The sequence below is a fragment of the Sphingomonas sp. CL5.1 genome, assembly GCF_013344685.1.
Taxonomy (GTDB): Bacteria; Pseudomonadota; Alphaproteobacteria; order Sphingomonadales; family Sphingomonadaceae; genus Sphingomonas.
Map to the genome: position 1 here is coordinate 2,930,791 of NZ_CP050137.1, position 19,910 is coordinate 2,950,700.

The window sequence follows — 19,910 nt, forward strand, 5'->3', positions numbered from 1 at the left end:
ACTTTGATCGGTCCCCGCAAGGTCTCGCCCTTCACCGCTCTGAGGCAAAGGCTGGATTTATAACTCAATATATGGGAAAATATGAGTTATAAACGGGGTCTTTATAACTCATGTCTTTATAACTCATGTCTTTATAACTCATGTCTTTATAACTCATGACGTGGAACTGGCAGCAATCGGCTTGGCCGTATTTTCGTTGGGATGAAGGCGCGCTTGCCCCTTTGGAGGCGCGGTTCCTCCAAAATGTCGGCGAGCAGATCGGCTCCATCAGGCATGTCGATGCGGAGGATCGCAGCACGATCCTGATCGACATGATGACGGGCGAGGCGATCAAGACATCCGAGATCGAGGGCGAGTTGCTCGACCGCGATAGCGTCCAATCCTCTCTGCGCCAGCAGTTCGGGCTGGATACCGATCGCCGCCGCGTTCCGCCCGCCGAAGCCGGCATCGCGGAGATGATGGTCGATCTCTATCGCAACTATGCCGATCCGCTATCCCATGACGCCCTCCACCATTGGCATCGCATGATCGCCAACGGGCGCACCGATCTTACCAGCATCGGCGCTTACTGTATCGGGGATCCGGTGCCATTCATAAGGAATCCCCGTTTCCTCAGGCATGATGCTGGCCTTCACGCCATTGGGCGTCGGCAGCGAAAAGAGCTGCAAACGGCCGGGGAATTGCGCTGGCCAGCGTAGGAAAATTGGATGATCGAGCGTCATGTCTGAACTCCTGGAGAAAAAGGACAAGCAGAATATCTATTCCTGCATAGACCATTCCGGATGAACCGGGATATGGTCGAGGAGGTCGTCGGCTATCTGGTCGATGAGGCGGGCGACGATATGTTTGCCAAGTCCCGCAACTATGGTCCAGATCATGAACCAGAAGTCAGCAGGTCATCATGTCCGACCATTTCATCGCCTGGGGAATAATGGTTGAAGACAAGGATATTTGGGAACATTGACCATACTCGCCTAGCAACGATGTTGGGGCTAATGATGAAGTGCGGCAACGGGGCGTTGCGACCCATTCCATAGCTGGCTCGCGCTGGCGGTCTCGCGTGGTGGCTGTGTCGCTCCGTCGCCGATCAGTACGACGGTTCGATCGAAGCCTTCAGGCGGAAACCGAGCCGTGCCTCCGCCCAACTGGTCCAATTTCGGCACCTTGATTTAAGTAGCACTTAGTGCTATATAAAAACATGAGCGAGGCCAAGAAGACATGGCGGACTTTCAAAACCGCCTGGTTCGCCAAGGCGGCGCGGAAGGCGCGCATTTCGGACGATGAACTATGCGAGGCCATTCGGGAAGTGATGAAGGGCCAGGCCGATGATCTTGGCGGCGGCGTTTTCAAGAAGCGCCTCAACAAGAACAGGCACCGAAGCATCATCCTCGCCAAGTTCGGTAGCTATTGGCTGTATCAATATCTGTTCGCCAAGAAGGACCGGGCCAATATCGATGACGATGAATTGAGGGAATTTCGTCTCTTGGCGAAAAACTCCAGAAAGCCACGGACAAGGACATCGCTCCCCTGTTGGCGGATGGCAGGCTGACGGAGATATGCAATGGCGACGAAGCGTAAGTATAAGAGCGATGCCTTCGAGGCTATTCACTCGACGGCTGAGGCGTTTCATAGCGTCGGGGTCATCGACAAGGCGACCATGCGCCATTTCGATGAAAGCTGTCTGACCACGCCCTCGGCGATCACGCCGGCGGAAATCAAGCGGCTACGCGAGCGCAACAAGGTCAGTCAGCCGGTGTTCGCCCGCTATCTCAACACCAGCGAAAGTACGGTGGAGAAGTGGGAAACTGGGGCGAAGAAGCCGAGCGGCGCGGCGCTCAAGCTGCTGTCGATCGTCGAAAAGCACGGCATCCAGATTCTCGCCTGACCCCCCGTTTCCTTGCCATGAATTTCAAGGCGGGTTTTTAGGCGCTCGGAGCGAGAAAGATGCTTTGCGGAGGATTCCCGGCATGCGGAGCAACCAAGGCAACAGCGCCAATCACCTCGGCAGTCGCCGGTGTGTTATCGGTTCAGATGCGCTTGTGATCGATCACCGTGGCGTGATGTAGCTTGCCTATGCGCAAGCCAATTTTAGGAAAGCGTACCATGGGAATGTTCGATCGTGTCCATTGTGAAATTCCATTGCCGGACGGTTTCACGGGAGAAATGCAGACCAAGGATTTTGACTGCGCGTTGAGCAACCTTCTGATCCGGGCCGATGGCCGCCTGATGATAGAAGAGCGCGAGTGGGAGGCCGTATCCCCGGAAGAGCGGCAAAATTCCAAATTGCGTTTCCTGGAATCGCGCAGAGTGATTGCCAGGCGGTGGCGCGATCTCGACTTCCATGGGGATTTCCATTTCTACGGATCGCAAAAATCGGACGACAGCTGGCACGAATATTGGGCGCGTTTCACCCATGGGAGCCTCGAATTCATCAAGCTCGTATCGGAAGGTGCCGCTCGCTGATTCGATACGTCGATGAGTATGAAAAGGATGGCGCGCTGAGTGCAGGGATGGTCGAGCCGGCTCCACGATTAGCTGCTCCGATCGCGGTGATGACGATTCCTGTTCCGTAATGAGCTTGATCCTGTAAGGAGCCTGCCCCGCTCCATAACCTATTGCAGGATATACTCTATTTCATGACACTGAAGGTCCGTCGCAAACGCATTTCTTCCGCTCGGCCCCTTCCGGCATCTCTGAAAAAGAAGCGCGGTCCAAAGCCGCGGCCTGTCGTGGCACTGCCGGAAGCCAAATCCGGTATATGGGCGGACAAGGATGCGTTTCATGAAGCCCTTGCGTTCCATATCGAGCGGCACGGCGACACGGTCTGGCATCTGCACAAGGCGATCACTGGCCCGAAAGACCGCGTCGATCGCAAGACGATCGCGCACTGGGCGGCCGGAACCAAGGTGCCGCGTTCGGTGACGAGCCTCGAATTGCTCGGCCGGATCGAAAGGCGATACCAGCTCCCGCTCGGCTATTTCGCGTCCAAGCTGCCGCATACGGATCGGGCCGCAAGCGGTCATACCAAGCTTGGCGACATGAAGCCTTCGGAAAGGCGGCGGATCGCCTGGCATTTGCCGAGCGATTTCGACAGGCGTTCTCTGAAGGAATGTGATGAGATTCTCGCCTGGGTTCGCAAGGTCATCGTATCCGGAGCAACGGACTATCGTCTCTATCAGGCGGCGGCGATGCAACATCGTTACGCGCTGCGTTTTCCCGATCCGGCCAATCTAGCCGCGAGTGTCTTGCCGGGGGCGCAGGACGAAAGTGATGAGGAAGAGGGCGACGATGTGGAAATCGAGCTTGCTGCGGCAAGGCGCGATGCTCCCCGTCGCCTGATAGGCGAACTGGCTCATCTCGTCCGGTTCAAGACGGCGACGCTGACCGAGATCGGTTTTCAGCGCAATGGCGTCTGGAACGATGCGACGGCGTTCCAGAAGGTCGATCATCTGGGCTTGCTGTTCGGCGCGATGGCGGCGGACCCGCAGGGACCGGTCGCCGGCCTTGGCGTTCCTCTCTCGAAGCTCACCATGGCCCTGCTGGTTTTTCCCGCCGTTTGGGATTGGTATGTCCAATGGCGTGAAAGGCGCCGGGGCTTCTATACCATCTGGGAAGTCAACATGATCCAGTTGGGTCTCGCGCTGACACGAGCAGAAACCGGGTGGTTGCGTCAGCGTCCCGATCTTGCCCGCGCGCTGCGTCCCATTTCCGGTCTGGTGTCGCAGGACGATATCGATCGGGTTGTGGCCGATTGGGAAGGGGCTTGTGAGGCCTTCTATCAGCACGGCATGGTCCGCGCGAAAGAGCTCCAGCGCGTTGCTCGCGTTCATCGGGATACGTTCGAACCGATCATGGCTGTTCTCGAGGCCGACAGTCCGGTCGGTGAGTATCGTCGCATTGCTGATGAGGTCGTCCGCCTCATGCCGCGCAAGGACCGATATCCCAAGGCGGCGGCGGAAGCGGTGCGCTCCATTCTGATGATCCGCCTCGGACTGCATCTCGGCGTTCGGCAGAAGAATCTCAGGGAACTGCTCTTCTGTCCTCGGCACGAACAGCCATCGACGGAGCGCCAACTCGAAACGCGCCGATGCGGGGAGATGCGCTGGAGCGACAAGGAAAAAGGCTGGGAGGTCCTGATCCCTGCCGCGGCTTTCAAGAACGCGAATTCTTCCTTTTTCTCAGCCAGGCCATTCCGGTTGGTGCTGCCGGATGTCGGCGATCTCTATCGCTATATCAGTGCGTGGATTCGCGATCACCGTGCCCTACTTCTGAACGGCGCGAAGGATCCGGGCACCTTTTTCGTCAAGACCGTCAAATCGACGAGCCAGGATGCGGCGTACAGCCAGTCGTCTTTTTACGAAGCCTGGCGCCTCATCATCCAGCGCTATGGCATATATAATCCCTATACCGGGCGAGGCGCGATCAAGGGGCTTCTGCCGCATGGGCCGCATAGCGTCCGGGATGTGCTGGCGACCCATGTGCTGAAAGAGACCGGCTCTTATGAGCAGGCGGGCTATGCGATTCAGGACACGGCTGAGATCGTTGCCGAGCATTACGGGCGATTTCTGCCGGAGAATAAGGTCGCGTTGGCCGCTAAAGTCATCAACAAGGTGTGGGAGGTGGCGTGAGGAAACACCGGGCATGGTGCGAACTTTGTAAATGTGCGGAGAGATGTCTGTATATGATTCGCTTTATGCTTGGAGCATATTCGATGGCATCGGATATTCGCTGCGGTCGAAATCAGTTACGGGCAAAACTCAAGTCCAAGGTCATCAGCTTCTGCGGTTTCAACCGGCGTAAACTGGCCGCGCAGCCGGTGGAACAGAATGAGTCGGACCGCCTGCCGCGCATCATGGGAATCGTCGCCTTGGCCGAGGGGGTGTTCGACAACGCGGACAAGGCACAGGTCTGGCTGAATTGCGAAAACCGTGCGTTCGATGGCGAGACGCCGCTAGCGATAGCCGAGACCGAGCGCGGCGTGCGTGCGGTCGAAACGCTTCTTGGACAGATTGCGCACGGCATTGCCGCATGAACGCCTATCAGCTTGCCTATATCGCGTTGAATGATGAATTTGCCGGGTCAATCTACGCCAAATAAAATTCCAGATCGTGAACCAGGCGAGACGATCCCATCGCGATGGGCAGGTGCCGCCTGAACGCGCCGGGCTGGTTGTCCTGCCGATCTCGCACCCCGTGGGGGAGGGCGTCGAAGCTTATTGCCGCTTTCAATTCCGGCTATCATTGCGCATGCGCGATGCTGAACTAAACTTATAAGACTAGGAGTTAGCGCATGGAAACGGTGAACATCCAATATGCAGAGACACACCTTTCGCGCCTGATCGAGCGAGCGGCACGCGGCGAGGCGTTCATCATCGCGAAGGCGGGCAAGCCGATGGTGAAAGTCTCACCGATCGATGCGCCTGCGAAAGGAGTGCGCCGTTTTGGGTCCTTGGCCGGACAAATCAATATCCCTGCGGATTTCGACCGTTTGTGCGCTGCCGAGATCGAGCAGATGTTCGAGGGCGAAGAATGAAGCTGCTTATTGATATGCATCTTTCTTCATTTGGGGGGGGCACAAATTCCTGGCCGACTCGAGGCCGCGCGAAGCCACGCCGGAGGCCCCCCACGCAAATCCGTTCTGAAGGATGGGTGAGAGTCGAGCGGGGCCAAGGCGCGGTGTGCAGAGATGTGGTGGCGTGGCTGCCGCGCACCACTCGAGAGCTGCAGAGGCGTTCGCTACTTGCCAACTGAGGTTCCAGTCGTGAAGAGCATCGCGGCGACCGCGACGACCAAGTGGCCGCGATGCGCACGTCATGACCCGCGTACGGCGAACCGTCGCCGGATTTGCTCCTGGTTATTACGTGACGATGGCTGGCGTCCGCAATTGCATCATGGCACTGTCGTTCAAGCTGAAGAGGTGGCTGTCCTGCCCCGGCGGACTGCCAGTGCGAGACGGCAAACGGCTCGATCGTTCCCAAGTTCGATTGGCTTTGTGGGTTAAATTGACTCGAACGGCAGATTTCCATCAGCTGACTATGCTCGCTTCCGGACTCTGAGCGAGCGAAAGTTTCGATCCGGCTATCGACCCACAATCAGTCCGTCCTCCTTCGGCGCGAGCTGCCGGTCGGCAACGCGCCCTCAATCTGGTCGTTAGGCTCGATTCAGCGCTGCCCTGAAACCTGCCATTCGTTCATCGAGCCGCAAGCTGGCGCTAGATCGACCTACTTTCCCGCAGGTCTGCAAACGGCCATCCGCTGGACCGGTAGGGGCGCCCTATACCTGAGTCTAAACATGAGACCACCGCCAGCGCGAAGGCCGCAATGCGAGCGCCCGTCTGAAGGAGATCGTTGGCTCATCATGCGCCATGCCGCATGATGTCCAGTGTCCTTGGGAAATCGCTATCCGCCGGACAAAGTGCTACGCGCTGCATGGTAGAGACGCCATTGAAAGATCGTTTCGTCTCCGCAGTCGCAGACAAACGTGCCTATCTCACCTTTACGCATCCTCTCCAGCGGCGCCTTGGCGAAAAGATGCGTCTTCCCGCAAGGACAAGCCACCTCGACCGTACGAGGGCTGAAGGTGAAATCCTTCCCGTCCGGTTCGACCTCGAAGCTGTGAGGACACTTCGGATTGACGCAGTGGACCACCTTGCCTTCGTGCAGGTGCTCCGATTTTCGCTTGTTGAGCGTCCCGCACTCGCAGGTGAACGAGGCTTCCGGCCCGAAACCGGTTGAGGTCAGGTTGCCGGTGGCAATCCTTTCAAGTTCAACCAGGCATTGCTCGACCTTGGCCCGCATCGCATCCGGGATACCGAACTGCCCGACCGCGTCCGCGCTCGATTTGGGCAAAGCGATGTGGAGGGCTACCTTGGAGAGCCCGTTCCAGAGCTTGGCGAGATGGCCGCCGTTAAACCCCTGCTGCGTTCCGATCGGAACGTAGTCGAGGCTCGTAAGGTCCTGGTTCCCCTCAACCGGTTCGCGGCTGACGCTGATCGTGTAGGTAGAGGCCACGTCGGGGTCCACGTCCTCCTCGATCAGTCGGATAACGTGGTTGGGCTGCCAGCGGCGTACCTCCTCGTGAGCGAGATAATCGTGCGCCTTCGCCAGCCGGTCGTAGCAGATACGCTCAATCGACAGGCGGCACTCGAGCGCGGCATAAGTCAGCGCGCGCGCTGAACCGTCGGCCAAGTGGCCTTTGATGGAGGCGATCGCGTCTTGAAGGTCGATCATCTTCTGCGAAGAACCTATAGTGGCCTCGAACCGCCGACAACTTCGCCTTTGGTCAGCTCCTCATCGATGCCCATCTTTTCTCGCCGCCGCATCCAGCAAATGCTAGACGACCTGATCGGGGTTGCGAAGCCCTCACATTTCATTGGCCGGCTGAACGACAAGCGGTTCGAAAACGCGCTGCCGGCGGAAGCCGAACTAGCCCTGGTCTGGGCGGCGAACCGCCTCGGCGGGTTCGAGTCCGAACCGACGTGGTATTCGCCGCACGGAAATCTGCCGGAAGGTATCTCCACCGCCTTCTTCTCCGGCCGAGAGGCTGTGTTCGACGTCAAGGCGGTATCGGATCGTGTCATCCCCGGCGTGGCGGCGATGCGGACAATCACCGCAAAGCTGGTGGAGGCGGCCAACAAGGCCGCGAAGGGGTCGGGCCGCAATCTCGAGTTCTTCTACTTCGAGCGGCGCGACTACTTTAATCCAAAGCTGCATCGATCCATCCGGGCCCCGGCTAATCATATCCTCGGGGAGAGCCTTCTTGCGACGCTAGGCGCGTTCGTCCGATCCGGGCCCAAGGAGGATGACCACGTCGACATCATCGACGGCGAACTGGCTGTACGGGTGACGTGGAAGCCGGGCACGTCAGCATTGTTCAACCGCCGGCAGTCGACAGTGAACGAGATTTTCGATCCCGACGACAACTACATAGCAGCGGCGCTTCGCGAAAAGGCGCGGCAGCTGCGGTCCGTGGACTTCACTGGTCTCAAGGGAGTGCTCCTCGTCGACATCGGCAGCGCGACTCTAAGGACGATCAAGGGGATCGACCGTCAAAACCACAGCGCGTCGGGCCAGCGGATTATCCAAGGCCACCTCGACAAGCCAGATGGCGGACTGGACTTCGTGTGCGTCTTCTCGCCCCAAGACTGGAGCGACATGCGGGGCAATCGGGGAAAGTCCTGGCGGGTTACCGCGTTCCAGCGAACCGGCCTCGATCTGCCGCTCGATGGATTGAGATCGCTCGCCGAACAGCTTCCGCCACCGCGGTTCACCAGTGACGAGCTGGAACATCTGCACGAGCAGCGTCTCTTCGGAGGGCAGACCTACGGATGGTATTTGGGGGGTAGCATGACGTCGGAACCAGAAAAGCACGAGATGACTGCGACCTTCTCGGCGCGGGCGCTCCACGACTTCCTCGCCGGACGCCTCGACGGCGACCGTTTGCGCGACAGCATGATCGGCATGCGGGGAGCGTTCGAATACCAGCTTTCGCGCGGTCACACGATCAGTTCGGCGCGGCTGATCCCCGCAGGCGTTGACGAGGACGACGATGTGATCGAGCTGAGCTTCGCGGCCGACCCGGCTGCGGCCACGTTTGAGGATCGCAGCCCGAAAGACGGTAGCGGCAACCGCGGCTGACACAACGCGTCATTTGGAATAGGCAGGCATCCTGCACTTCACCCTCTTTGCGCCCTAAAGTTAGACGTTCCCGCACTCCAGAGCGCCTCCCAATAGCCGACGGGCAGCTTGTTGATCATACCTCAGGTCAGAATGAAGAGGCCCGGGACATTCCTGCCATTCCCAAAGTGCTTGTCGCATGAGTCCAGGCCCGGGAGACTTGCGCGCGCGGCGCGCGGAGCCGCCCTCTAGGATCGCTTTCGCGCGCGATTGTAGAGGTTCACCACGCTTCGCCGCGCCCCGGCATGCTTGAGGCCCAGCCCCCGCCGGAAGAGTTCCGGCACTTCGTAGGGAGGCTTGTCACCAAAGATGATGCCGTGGCGGATCAGCGCTGCGAGTTCTGTATCCGTGAGCCCGAGCTGATCGACGACTTCCTGGCTGAGCGGAACGGCGAGTTCATCGGCCTGCGACTTGAACTTAGCGAAGGCGGGCTTGAGTTCGCCGATCTCTTCTTCGGTTTCTTCTACCTTCGACGTGCTCGTGGATTCAACCGCCGTCCGTAGCGAGCGGGGCGTCAACAAGCGTCCGGCATAGAGCGCGACTTCATCCCCCTCCGGCGCGACCGTTGCCGCGCTGGCGAGAAGACGGACAAGATCCCGAGGCACGAGGCGCCCGCGCAGATCGGAAAGGACAGCGACGATCCAAGTGGCGGTATAGGCTTCCCGCGTACGTTGGCCTGGCTTGTCGTCCGGCCCGAGCTTGGTGCCCCAGAGCGGCTCAAGCTTCGATGCGCGTTCGGCCGAGGAGAGATTTTGGAAGTCCGCGTCCCAGATGTCCGGGATCGCCCTTGACTGCGATGCGAGCCATGCGGCGAGTTCCAGGACATCGTCTTCCGTCCAGGTGAGCGCGAAGGCCGCATATTCGCGCCTGAACTGATCGAGGTTCTGACGGATCGCGGCCTCAACGGTGTCTCTGCGCACAAAGGCGATCATCCCGACCGGCCGTCGCAATTCGGACCGGAGCTTCTGGGGAAGCGAGATGAGGAGTGCACGCATCGCCAACTCGACACCGGGGTCGACGACGGACGAATAGAGTTCCTCCAGCCCTTCGAAGACTGCCACGATCGATGTCGAACCGGCGCGAAGCACGTCGAAGAACGCTTCGCCTGCCCCTTCGGTTTTGGCTTTGTAGCCGGCGCTCCACGCAATCACATCGAGCCAGACTGATACCCATTTGCTCTCGCTCAGATTGCTCTGGAGCTTCTCCTTGAGATAGCTCGTCGTCTCGAAGATGTTCAGAGGCTCGCCATAACCCAGTTTCTGGGCAACGGCGCGACGAGCGTTGCCCGCCTCCTGCTGCAAGATGGCGCTCGACTGGATCGATGCAGCGATCGGTACAACCGCAGCGGAAATGGCATTGTCGCCGCCGACCAGATCCGCAGCTACCTGGCTCCAATCGCCTTTAGAGACGATGAAGCGTGCCGCGAGCGTCTTGCCAGTGCCCTTTGCGCCTTCCGCGATCGCGATCGGCACCTCGGACTTGTACCGCGACGCCAGGGCACTGAGCGGCTGAGTGACTAACGGACGCGGCACGGTCCCCTGGACGTTCTCGGCCGCGATCAGTTGGTTGGCGAAGGCGCTCAGTGCCTGACGCTTGTCGGCGACTGCCGGGGATGGTGCTTCCGGCTCAAGGGGACTCGGTACTGCCTTGAAGGACAATTCGGTGGCAACAAATTCTTCGCTGCCATTTGCCAAGGCACGCGAAAACCCGCTGCTGCTGAGCTGTTCGACGAAGTCGCGCCAATTCCCCGTAGGCACCTGGATATCGGGAAGTTCCGGTACGTCGACCTGGACAAAGGGCTGGATGTCAAAGGCGCTCGCGAACAGGTCTTCGCCCGCGCCGATCTCGACCGAGGCATCGCTGACAAGAGAATTCAGCAGCTCGGTGGTCAAGGGCTCCGTGATCTTTTTGTCCATTCCCGTCTGTCGGAAGAGGACTGGCACGCGATTGACCACCAGCAAAGGTCGACGCGGCGCCGCACCATTCCTGCGAAATTCGCGCGCAAGGAAACTGACGAAGCCCGTCGTCGCTTTGATCGACTGGTCGGCCAAGGTGGTAACGAAGATCGGCGAGACGTTCGGGTCCATCGCGAGGTTGACGCCGATCGGGACCAGACCCGCCCTTACATCCACGACGATCCCCGCGACGCCGAGATGGGCCGCAACACCGGAGAGCAGGTCGGCGAGTGCGAACGGCCGCTCCGGCGTGGAAAGATGCTCGGGCCGGATTGACGAACTTGCCAGCTCGGCAATGTCACGCCGCAGTGGCAGAACGAAGATATTGCCGGGCAGCAGATGGTCGCGAAGCCGTTCGGCAACGAACTGCGTCGTCTCCGGCGCGCCATCGGTCTCTTCGGCATGCGCCAGAGCGATCAGGTCCTCCAAGGACGTCTTGGGGTGCCCGGCAAATGCCTCGAACAGGTAGCTGATCCCCGGCGCCTCAAGGTCCGCGTCGACGAGCAAGATGGGGCGCCCGCTGGTTGCTGCCCAATGGAGGGCGAATGCGACAGCGGTCGTGGTGCGGCCTGTGCCCCCCTTTACGCTCAACGCCGCCGCGATCGGGATCTGTCTCTGCGAACCCTGCGCTTCGGCTGGCCGGAAATCGATCCATCCATCTACCACGCCGAATGGTTGTCTCGATGTCCCCTGATCGGTGACGATTTCGATGTCTACCGTCAGATCGCTGGTCGACTGGCCGCCTTCGAGTTCGATCCGCAGCGGATTCTGTTTGATCCGCGAGGGGAACAGCGTTTCGAGCCCGGCGGTGAGCTGCGCCGTATCTACGGCTGCGGTGGCTTGGAGCAACAGGCCGAACCAGCCAACCCGCGCGCTGGCGATTTCCGCGGGCAAGGGCGACTGGGCGGGATCGATACCTGCCAGGCAGCGGGCAACGTCAACCCATGTGACCGGGGAATGATCGGGAGTGCTCATCGGTTTTTCTTACACCATTCCAGCAAGGATTTTAGCCAGTCGTAGATTGCGTTGGTGTCCTGGATCTTCTCACCGTAGCGCCACGCCTCGTGGAGGACCGCTGGCGTCCCATTCAGTCCGAGCCGAACCGTCACCACTGGCGGCACCGGTTTCACGCTCGAACGTGAAATGTTCAGCGCCTGAATGAGTGCGACGATGTTGTGCGAAAAGCTGCGCGCAGATCTGGCGCTGCCGCGCATTTCATCGGTGTACTTCAAATTGTTCTGCAGCATGTATGCGGACTTGAGCCCACATTCGGCCGCATAGAATAACAACAATGCGGCAGAGTCAGAATCGTGCGGCTTTTCGCGCTCAGCGGAAGCGAAGAGTTCCTCCGATCGTCGACGTAGTGCCATTGCTGGAGGGTTGATCACGCGGCTTCCAATGCTCCTTACCGCAGCGAGCGAAAGGGATGTGGTCCCTCTATTCCGTAGCGGCGAGGCGATGTCTAGAGCCGACCCGGCGCGGTCGGAAGCGTTCCGCGCCATCGGACTGTCTGCCTTGTTCAAAGCATTTCCTGCCTGCCAAACCGGACAGACCGCTTTCAGGGTCGGTGACACGGTTCGCGAATGACACATGGGGCGCATAGCAGGCCAACTGCTTCTCGGCGGGTACCACAACGAGATAGGCGATGCTGAACGGAATAGCCTTGGCACCCTCCGCTCCCTTCAGATAGCCGCCGCGCCGGCCCTGACAGCGGCGCAGTCCCAACTCGGCGAGCGTGGCGAGCGCGGTGTCGAAGCCGCGCTGCGCGTCGAGCCGCTGGGTGAAGGTCATCGACGACCAGATGTCGCCCCAGTCGCGAAGGTCGTCGAACAGCGCCGCGGCCTCGCGCTGGGCCTCTTCGCCGCCAGGACGCACGAGACGCGCGGCCGACATCACGGATCACTGGCGTCCCGCGCTGCCGCGGCCACCGCCGCATCACGCTCGACGAGGCGCATCACGAGTTGGATGTTCATCGCGGAGAATTCGGTCAGCTCACCGCGCAGGAGGCGGGAGAAATCCGCCGCCATCGGCGTTCCGGCGAATTCGGGGCTGTACTCGATCGCGAGGCGCTCGAGAGCCAGAGAGACGAATTCAATCGCGTTGTTGATATCCTGATCCGGCGCTTCGGAGGCGAGATCCTGAAGGCGCTTGAGCCTCGCCGCTAGTCCCGCATTACGCTCCTTGAGATGGCGAAGCTCCTCCTCGTTCGGTAGCCGGTCCGCGCATGCGTTCATGCCCGACAATTCGGTGATCGCGGCAGTCGCGTCGTTGAAGGCCGCGACGGCGTCGGCGGGCACGATCGGGAGCGGCAGGTGGGTCGCCCATTTCTCGGCAAATCCGAGATCGGGCACGAACGTCGCGGCCTGCTGGCCCGCGAAGTTCGGGACGACATATCCGTCCACCACCGGCGCGAAATAGACGCGGAAATGGTCGGGGAACGTCCGTGTGACCGCGACTGCTCGCTCGGCGGATTCGAAAAATCCATCGATATTGGGCACGTGGAGGAGGACGGCATGCTCCACCCGCGGCCACAAAGGGATCTTCTCCTTGATCGGCGGGCGCATGCCGATCGTGGCCTCGAACCCGGCCTCTTGGAACGCCGTCTCAATCTCGCTCGTCATCGCCATTGCCCGATCGCTCGCACGCTGCCGCGCATCGGCGGCAAAGCGCATCAGCGCGCGATTGTGCCGGCTGCTTCTCTGCGCACGCAGGCGCGAGATGCGGAAGCCTTCGGGCTCGCGATGCGCATCTCCGAGCACGGCCTCCAGCGCCGCAAGCGTCTCCCCGCAGTCGCCGATCGCCTGGACCGGCACCTCGGCCAGCCATTTCCAGTCGGGCGACGTCTTCAGCTCATCCGCCTGCCTTGCAAGCTCTGCGGCTTCGCTCGACAGAAGGAGCGGGTGGTCAATGTCCGGCGCGACGAGCTTCTGGGTGAGCGTCGTCACGGCATCTACCCAGTTCTTCGTCTTGTCCACTGTGTCGTAGCGACCGAGGTCGAGTGGCGACCGAGCTTCATCGCCCACCGCAGACGCGCGGATGAAATTGTTGAGCAGGGCTCTGATGCTGAGCTTGAGCGTTTCCTCATTGGTCGCGACACCACCGCGGCAATAGGTCTCGGCGGCCGCCGACAGGATCGGCGAGAGATCCCGCATCGCGCCAGCCAGCGCGTCGGCGCGGCCGGTCTCGGTCGGAGTGCCAAGCTGGCGCTGGATCGCTCGCAGGATGGCGCGGTTCCAGGCGACGCGTACCGGAGGCGGAATCGCGTCGCGCGTCAGGCGCTTGGTGGCCACATTGATGTCCTGCATGCCGGCCGGGCGGCCATCCCATCCGACCGCGTCGCTCACCAACAGGTCCGCGTCCGGGACAGCGGCGCCTAGCATCTCGCAAAGCGTCACAACCGATCCGTTGGGATCGGGCTGGATGCTCGGCGCAACATAGCGGTAGTTCGACGAGGCGATCTTGAAGCCGTCCTCGTCATAGACGGTCGGTCGCGTCACCCAGGCCGTCTCGACATGGATCCTCTCGAGCAACCGGTCGATGCCCCCGAAAACTGCGATGGCCGCCTGCGCCGGCCCGACGCCGAACTCCCGCAACGTCGCGACCACCTTGAGCAGATCGCGGATGGCCGTCTCTGCCCATTCGGGGCGTACCGGCATCGCCGGTTCCGCCGTCCCCGTGACGAAGGCAATGGGAGCGAGCGACGCGGCCAGCTCGTGAAAGCCCTCAAGCGTCTCCGGCGACGGCAGTTGCGACAGACCAGCGCGCTCGATCAGGTCGACCCGCAGATCCGCGGTCTCGAGTTCCATGAACCTGGCCTTCGCCTCGTAGACCTTGGCGGAGGTGGGATTGTCGATGACCTGATCGACGATCGCCAGGGTGAAGGCGGTGGCGACGACCTGCTCCGGGATTTCGATGTCGGCGCAGATTCCGCACCATCGGGCCGCGATCCTGTCGCACATCACGAGACCGAGGCCGTGGAAGAGCGCCGTCAGGCCGAGCGAGGGCAGAGACGGTGCGCGCCGGGCAAGCGCGTCGAGCACAATCCCATCGCCGATATCCTCCTCTCGCATGAGGCGCGGCAGCACCACCGGCAGGTCGGACGCTCGGAGCACTCCGATCGAGATCGCGACCTCATCCACGAGACCGGTGGGCACCATGCGGCGAAGTGCATCATGCAGCCCGCGCGATCGGATTTCGTGCAACCCCGCGATCGAGCCGTCGTCGGTGACGCGCAGCGCATGCTCGTCGGCGAGCCTGGCGAGCGCACGGGCGAAAGCCGGGACAGAGAGACCGAGGCGGGAGCGCAGCAGATCCTGATCGACCGACCCGCCATGCCGCGCCACGGAGACGACCGCGAGCAGGATTTCGAGCTCGCTGTCCCGCGTTTCGGCCAGCCGGCGCCGTACCTGGTCGTCGAGCGTCTCCTGGAGCCGCTTCCCACTCGTCAGCAGATGGACATATTCAAGAAGCAGCCCGCGAGCGAGCTCGCACGGCTCGCGCCAATGGGCGAAGTTGCCGGCCCCGTCGGGGCCCAGCGCCGCGAAGATCCGTTCAGCGAGCGCATCGTCCAGCCTGGGTCGGACCAACGTCGTCGCAGCAAGGCTGCCGACGAGGAAGAGATCCTCTTCGCGGATCGTGCCGAGAAGCAGCAGCCCCGGTTCGTGCGCGGCTTCGCGGACCAGCGCGTCCCAACCGCCGACCGAGTCGCGGCCCAGATCGTCGAGCACGAAGCCGACCGGGCGGTCGGCCGTCGCTTCCAGCCGGCGAGAGAGGTCGATCAGGCTCGAAGCCTGGTCGGCGCCCAGGCTGCGGACCCGGTACCAGCGCACAGCATGGCGCATCTGTTCTGCGAACAGCCACGCCGTTGCCGACTTGCCACTGCCGGACGGCCCGGCGACGAGTGCCGAGCGCCGCCGCTCGAGCGCCTTCTGAAGCTCCCCGATGAGCTCGGGGCGATCGAGCACGAGACCGGCGCCGACATGTCCCGGTGTCGCGTCGACGCCTTCGTAGAAATTCGGCTCGGCGATGGGCGTGAAGTCGACGATCTCGCAAAGCCCGAGCGCGAGGGCCGAATGCATCGAAGCTGGATCCGTAAGCGACGAGACACGGTCGATTGCACGTGCCACGTCGTCGATCACCATGACCGCGGGCGCCTCGGCGGGTGCGAGATAATTGCGGTCCGACATCAAGCCGACATCGAGCCGCAGATCGTGGGCAACGATGCGCGCGGCCGCATCGACCATGCCGGTCCGCCCCGCAATCAGGACCGTCGCGGACCCGATCGGGTCGGTATCCACGACTAGGTGGCAAGCGCTCAGGAATTCGACGATGCCAAGGTTCGCCATGGTGTCGCCAAGATGGGGGCGCAGTGCTTCGACGGCCGCTTCGTCCTTCCCCAGGCTCATGGCCCATCCTGTCTGATCGAAGTCGGCCGCCGGCCGCTCAATGACCAACGTCAACTGAACACGGCCGGTGCGCAGGTCATCGCCATCCACCGTCGCCGACGACTTGAGAAGATGCTGCGCCACTTCCAGCGACGAGAACGTGCCGCGCGGATCGTGACGCGCCTTGACCTGTACGCGATATTCGCAGCCACAGCCGTGCAAAGTGATGTCGTCCAGTCCCTCCGGGACAACGACCGTCCAGCCTGCGCCACTCCAGGCATCGACGGCCAGACCCGCACTCACTGCATCCTGATAGCGAAAGCCGCGGCCCGAGCGCGCGCCGGCGCGCGACGCATCCCAGAGCGCCGGATTGATCTGCACGCGATCCGTCATCGCCCCGTGCCGGCTACGATCGCTCAAAGCCACGCCTTCTGCGTCGCGCCGATCACGCGCCGCGCGGTCGGGCGATCGTAGCCGAGACCGAGATCGAGCCAGTAGGTGACGGCATAATATCGCCCTTCGGGCTCCGCCCGATAGGCGCGCAACAGTTTCTCGACCCGGGTGCGACCGACGCTCACGGGCACCTTTCGCGCCACGGCTCGCCGCACATGGTCCTTGTCGCTGAGCAAAAGGGCGATGATGGCATCGTCGGTCAGCTTCGCGAACTCGTTGGCCGGCGTGGATTCGATCAGCAGTGCAAGCATATGTGTCGGAAGGTCGAGGGCGATGAGCTCGGACAGGTCCTTGTTCAGTCGCAGGATGACTCGGGCCGCCTCGGTAAATTCGGCCTGAATGTCGCCATCGTCGTGGGGGACCGTGATCATCGGCGCTTCGCTCAGCCGAACGATGTCCCTTGCGTTACCGAGCGTCTTGAGGAACGCGATCACCGGCATCGTCGTCGGAACGCCGCTGTGATCGAGAACTTCGCGAACAAGCTCAAGATCGGCTGCGTCCCGCTGCGCCGCCACGATTTCGAGAGCGGCCTTGGTCAAGTCCCTCTTCTTCGCGACCTCCGGGTCGGTTCGCCGGCCGATCGAGAGCAAGCTTACGGCGGTCTCCGGCGGCGCCTTGATGCCTTCCGGCCAGTGCAACGCGAAATAGCTCTCGAAGCCGTCGCGCAGGTCTGCCCTCAGGCGCGTGCCGAAATCACCGATGCGCCGCGCGGCGAGCGCCTGATAGGCGGCGTCGCGATGCGTGGGCGTGCTAAGCAGGGTCTCCAGCATCGCGGCGGGCAGCGACCGCAGACGCTCGGTGCGATAGTCCTCGAAGAGCACGGCGCCTGACGAGTCGATCGAGGCGAAGAAATTGTAGCTCGCGAGCGGCGATCGCGAATGTGCGAGGACCTTGTACGCTTCGTCGAGCGACAGTCCCTGCCCGAGCCGGTCGAGCGCGCGCAACGCGGCGAGACGGACCTTCGCCGACTCGTCCGATTTCGCGCGATCGAGCGTTTCGAGGTCGATGGCGCCGCGTTCGCTCAGTTCGCGGACCACGGCCGCTCGGACCTCTGGAGAACGATGATCGAGGCCGTTGCGCAGCATCTGCATGGGCAGTTGTGCGACCTGCTGCAGAGCACGAGCCTGCAATCCTTCGTCGATCTTCTCGTAGGACGTTCCGATCAGATATTCGGCCGCCTCCTTGTCGCCTTGCCGCAGGTGGATGGCGACGGCCGCCTCCAGCGCGGCCGCCAATGTCTTGCTTGCGGCGCGCTCTACCTCCTGCTGGACCAAAGGAAGCTCGCGCGGCGTGCCGAGATCCCGAAGGTATCGCAGCGCCGCCACCTTGATCTCGGACTCCGTGGCCTCCCCGAGCCAGTAATTCCCCACCGCTTCCTCCTTGAGGAAGGACAGTTGCTCGATCGGCGCCTGCAGCCGGCGCATGGCCTCAATCGCGCCGCTTCGTTCGGCGGGCTCGCCGAATATGGTGAGGCTCATCAGCAGGTCGGCTTCCTTGCTGGTGATATTGGCAAGCCAGCTCCAGACCGGCAGGTTCTCCTGCGCAATCGCGCTCAGACCCGCCTCCAAAAGCCCACGCCGTTCCGCGAAGGACAGGTCGAAGCTGCCGCGGCCTGAATAGATGAGGTTGGCGTCGTGCACGCCGATGAGTTGCTTGTCGTTGTTGGAGAGGCCGGCGGATGTCGCGATCAGGCGCAGGCGCGCCACCTCGGTTGCCGTGAGAGTGCCATTCCTTCGGACGGTGGCGGAGGTCTCGAAGAGGAAGTCGGCATCTGGAGCGACTTCGTCGTTCGCCGCGATAGCGGACTGATCCGTCCTCTCGGACTTGCGCGCTATCTCGATCGGCCGTTCTTCGCGTGGCGCCGCCGATTGTCTCAGCAGCTGGATGACGTGGTGGGAGAGGAACTCCCGGACCCGCGCCGCGAAATCGTCGGCTCCACCGAACGTGCCATAAAGGAAGGTCTTCTCCGCCTTCAGCTTCTCCTGGAAGGCGAGAACCTTCTGCAGCTCGGCGCCAGGATCGCGCATCTGTCCCGGTTCGACCGACTTGAAGAACATAGCCATGATCGGACTGCTGGTCTCGGCATGACGCTTGCGCGAAAGCTCGAACTCTTCTTCGAAGCCGGACGTGTAGGGGCCGTCGAGCGATGGGCGCGATCCCCAGGACGTCCAAATCGCACCGATGAACAGATCGCAGGTTTCCATGTCGGCGTTGATGATCTGCTGGGGACGCCCATGGCCGGAGAGCGTCTCCTCCCAGCCGATCAGTTCGAGACGACCGCCCAAGGGTCTTGCGACAGACCGATTGACCTCCTCGGCGGCAGCAAACGCGGCCTTGCGCTCTTCTTCGAGCCCGCCCGGAGATGCAATGAAGGCACGGATAAGCTTGATGTCCATGCGACGACATGAGCCACGGACCGGAGTCCGGTGCAAGTCGAAGAAGCTCGTCGCTGCGCGTCGACCTGGTCCGCACGACCTTCCGCCCGCCGCCGCCGACATCTATTTCTGTGTCTGCGATCTTGATAAGGCCGGACCCGACCGCGCCCTAGATGAGTTTGGCGCGAACATTTCCGGGGACAGTACCGACCTGTGGGTGCCCCTTAACTAACTCTCCACTAGCGCCAGCTTTCGGCCGGCGGGTTTGCCGGTCAACTCAATGAGAGGCGCAACTGAGCTTCAGGCTAAGAGGGCGCAGACGGCGAACGGCGATAAAGCGTCTGCCGGCGACGCCGTCTCCTTTACAGCGTGAGGATCGAAAGCGCATGTCCGTTTCTCCAAGCTCATCCCCCGGAAGCCGTCAGTCAGCAACCGGCCCAATTGCCGTTGACGGCGAGTGCCTGAACGTAGGACAGCTTTCGACGAGCGATCCCGCACGACGACTTCTTCGATGCGTTGAAAGCGAAGGGCGTTTACGACGTGGCGGTGATCGGCGTCGCTGCCGACTATTGCGTCCGCTGGGCGATCGATGGCCTGCTCACCCATGAGTTCGATGTCTCCGTTCCGGTCGGACTCACGTGCGGGATCGATCGCCAGATCGAGACGGTCGCCTCACCCGCGAATGACCGAGTGGCTTGAGCTTGAGGAAGAGGTCGGGAGGGGATTCAATCTCGTTTCGCAGGACCCACTGATTGCGATCGGCGATTCGGCAATTCAGTGCCGCTCGGGACCGCCGAAAGGTGAAACATCGGTGAAAAATTCTGAACCCAATGAAACCTCGCATCACTTCGGATTTGTAGCGCAAACTGTAGCGCGAATGGCAAATTTAGTGGGTTTTCCGGAAAACCCACCGACCGCGCCATCACCATAAGTGATTGATTTTATTAGAAATTTTGGTGGACGCACTAGGGCTCGAACCTAGGACCCGCTGATTAAGAGTCAGCTGCTCTACCAACTGAGCTATGCGTCCATTCCGGCGGCGGAAGGCGGCTTTGGGAGCGGCCTTGCG

The 19,910-nt window shown here is 61.6% G+C and carries 14 protein-coding genes, 1 tRNA gene and 2 pseudogenes; 9 read left to right on the forward strand and 8 right to left on the reverse strand.

Annotated features, from left to right (window positions below):
• Positions 1 to 155: 155 nt before the first annotated feature.
• Positions 156 to 395: pseudogene (locus F9288_RS22190) on the forward strand (DUF4172 domain-containing protein); the annotation flags it as partial.
• 183 nt (positions 396 to 578) lie between these two features.
• Here the strand turns inward: F9288_RS22190 and F9288_RS22195 are convergent.
• A pseudogene (locus F9288_RS22195) lies at positions 579 to 722 on the reverse strand (glutathione S-transferase); the annotation flags it as partial.
• Between the two features lie 476 nt (positions 723 to 1,198).
• On the opposite strand from F9288_RS22195, the gene F9288_RS14150 reads away from it, so the two are divergent.
• From F9288_RS14150 to F9288_RS14175, 6 genes are all read left to right on the forward strand, one after another.
• A complete protein-coding gene (locus F9288_RS14150; protein WP_217482537.1) occupies positions 1,199 to 1,549 on the forward strand; it encodes a type II toxin-antitoxin system RelE/ParE family toxin in 351 nt (116 codons plus the stop codon).
• A 12-nt stretch (positions 1,550 to 1,561) separates the two neighbouring features.
• Entirely contained in the window at positions 1,562 to 1,885 is a 324-nt protein-coding gene (locus F9288_RS14155; RefSeq protein ID WP_174837376.1) for a DNA-binding transcriptional regulator, read from the forward strand.
• A gap of 188 nt (positions 1,886 to 2,073) precedes the next feature.
• Positions 2,074 to 2,463: a hypothetical protein gene (locus F9288_RS14160; RefSeq protein WP_174837377.1), complete on the forward strand. Its 390-nt coding sequence runs from the start codon at positions 2,074 to 2,076 to the stop codon at positions 2,461 to 2,463.
• 173 nt (positions 2,464 to 2,636) lie between these two features.
• Complete coding sequence (locus F9288_RS14165; RefSeq protein WP_174837378.1) at positions 2,637 to 4,628, forward strand: hypothetical protein; 1,992 nt, start codon at positions 2,637 to 2,639, stop codon at positions 4,626 to 4,628.
• 83 nt (positions 4,629 to 4,711) lie between these two features.
• Positions 4,712 to 5,032, forward strand: coding sequence for an antitoxin Xre/MbcA/ParS toxin-binding domain-containing protein (locus F9288_RS14170; RefSeq protein ID WP_174837379.1), 321 nt, complete (start codon positions 4,712 to 4,714; stop codon positions 5,030 to 5,032).
• Positions 5,033 to 5,289: 257 nt separating this feature from the next.
• A complete protein-coding gene (locus F9288_RS14175; protein WP_174837380.1) occupies positions 5,290 to 5,532 on the forward strand; it encodes a type II toxin-antitoxin system Phd/YefM family antitoxin in 243 nt (80 codons plus the stop codon).
• Between the two features lie 865 nt (positions 5,533 to 6,397).
• Here the strand turns inward: F9288_RS14175 and F9288_RS14180 are convergent.
• Positions 6,398 to 7,228 (reverse strand): hypothetical protein, encoded by an 831-nt coding sequence (locus F9288_RS14180; RefSeq protein WP_174837381.1) that lies wholly within the window; start codon positions 7,226 to 7,228, stop codon positions 6,398 to 6,400.
• Between F9288_RS14180 and F9288_RS14185 the strand changes: the two genes are divergently transcribed.
• Entirely contained in the window at positions 7,214 to 8,635 is a 1,422-nt protein-coding gene (locus tag F9288_RS14185; protein WP_174837382.1) for a hypothetical protein, read from the forward strand. The two genes, F9288_RS14180 and F9288_RS14185, sit on opposite strands and share 15 nt — an antisense overlap.
• 227 nt (positions 8,636 to 8,862) lie before the next feature.
• Here the strand turns inward: F9288_RS14185 and F9288_RS14190 are convergent, their stop codons facing one another.
• Genes F9288_RS14190 through F9288_RS14210 form a run of 5 tightly spaced genes read right to left on the reverse strand, consistent with a single transcriptional unit; the run spans position 8,863 to position 18,862 of the window.
• On the reverse strand, positions 8,863 to 11,604 hold the full coding sequence (locus tag F9288_RS14190; protein WP_174837383.1) for a ParA family protein: 2,742 nt from the start codon (positions 11,602 to 11,604) through the stop codon (positions 8,863 to 8,865).
• A complete protein-coding gene (locus F9288_RS14195; RefSeq protein WP_174837384.1) occupies positions 11,601 to 12,017 on the reverse strand; it encodes a hypothetical protein in 417 nt (138 codons plus the stop codon). The genes F9288_RS14190 and F9288_RS14195 overlap by 4 nt, the downstream gene beginning before the upstream one ends.
• 49 nt (positions 12,018 to 12,066) lie before the next feature.
• Positions 12,067 to 12,522 carry a hypothetical protein gene (locus F9288_RS14200; protein WP_174837385.1) on the reverse strand — a complete coding sequence of 152 codons (456 nt, stop codon included), beginning with the start codon at positions 12,520 to 12,522 and terminating at the stop codon, positions 12,067 to 12,069.
• Positions 12,522 to 16,433, reverse strand: a complete 3,912-nt coding sequence (locus F9288_RS14205) for a hypothetical protein (RefSeq protein WP_174837386.1) — start codon at positions 16,431 to 16,433, stop codon at positions 12,522 to 12,524. Before F9288_RS14205 ends, F9288_RS14200 begins: the two co-directional genes overlap by 1 nt.
• Positions 16,430 to 18,862: a DUF4062 domain-containing protein gene (locus F9288_RS14210; RefSeq protein WP_174837387.1), complete on the reverse strand. Its 2,433-nt coding sequence runs from the start codon at positions 18,860 to 18,862 to the stop codon at positions 16,430 to 16,432. The genes F9288_RS14205 and F9288_RS14210 overlap by 4 nt, the downstream gene beginning before the upstream one ends.
• 519 nt (positions 18,863 to 19,381) lie before the next feature.
• Here F9288_RS14210 and F9288_RS14215 point away from each other — a divergent pair.
• On the forward strand, positions 19,382 to 19,540 hold the full coding sequence (locus F9288_RS14215; RefSeq protein ID WP_174837388.1) for a hypothetical protein: 159 nt from the start codon (positions 19,382 to 19,384) through the stop codon (positions 19,538 to 19,540).
• Positions 19,541 to 19,795: 255 nt separating this feature from the next.
• Here the strand turns inward: F9288_RS14215 and F9288_RS14220 are convergent.
• Positions 19,796 to 19,871 (reverse strand) — tRNA-Lys (locus F9288_RS14220).
• Between the last annotated feature and the right edge of the window lie 39 nt (positions 19,872 to 19,910).

Coding starts and splice junctions, on each gene's coding strand:
- F9288_RS14190 (WP_174837383.1), bottom strand. CDS start 11,604: ATGAGCACTCCCGATCATTCCCCGGTCACATGGGTTGACGTTGCCCGC.
- F9288_RS14180 (WP_174837381.1), bottom strand. CDS start 7,228: ATGATCGACCTTCAAGACGCGATCGCCTCCATCAAAGGCCACTTGGCC.
- F9288_RS14175 (WP_174837380.1), top strand. CDS start 5,290: ATGGAAACGGTGAACATCCAATATGCAGAGACACACCTTTCGCGCCTG.
- F9288_RS14150 (WP_217482537.1), top strand. CDS start 1,199: ATGAGCGAGGCCAAGAAGACATGGCGGACTTTCAAAACCGCCTGGTTC.
- F9288_RS14160 (WP_174837377.1), top strand. CDS start 2,074: ATGCGCAAGCCAATTTTAGGAAAGCGTACCATGGGAATGTTCGATCGT.
- F9288_RS14200 (WP_174837385.1), bottom strand. CDS start 12,522: ATGTCGGCCGCGCGTCTCGTGCGTCCTGGCGGCGAAGAGGCCCAGCGC.
- F9288_RS14170 (WP_174837379.1), top strand. CDS start 4,712: ATGGCATCGGATATTCGCTGCGGTCGAAATCAGTTACGGGCAAAACTC.
- F9288_RS14165 (WP_174837378.1), top strand. CDS start 2,637: ATGACACTGAAGGTCCGTCGCAAACGCATTTCTTCCGCTCGGCCCCTT.
- F9288_RS14210 (WP_174837387.1), bottom strand. CDS start 18,862: ATGGACATCAAGCTTATCCGTGCCTTCATTGCATCTCCGGGCGGGCTC.
- F9288_RS14155 (WP_174837376.1), top strand. CDS start 1,562: ATGGCGACGAAGCGTAAGTATAAGAGCGATGCCTTCGAGGCTATTCAC.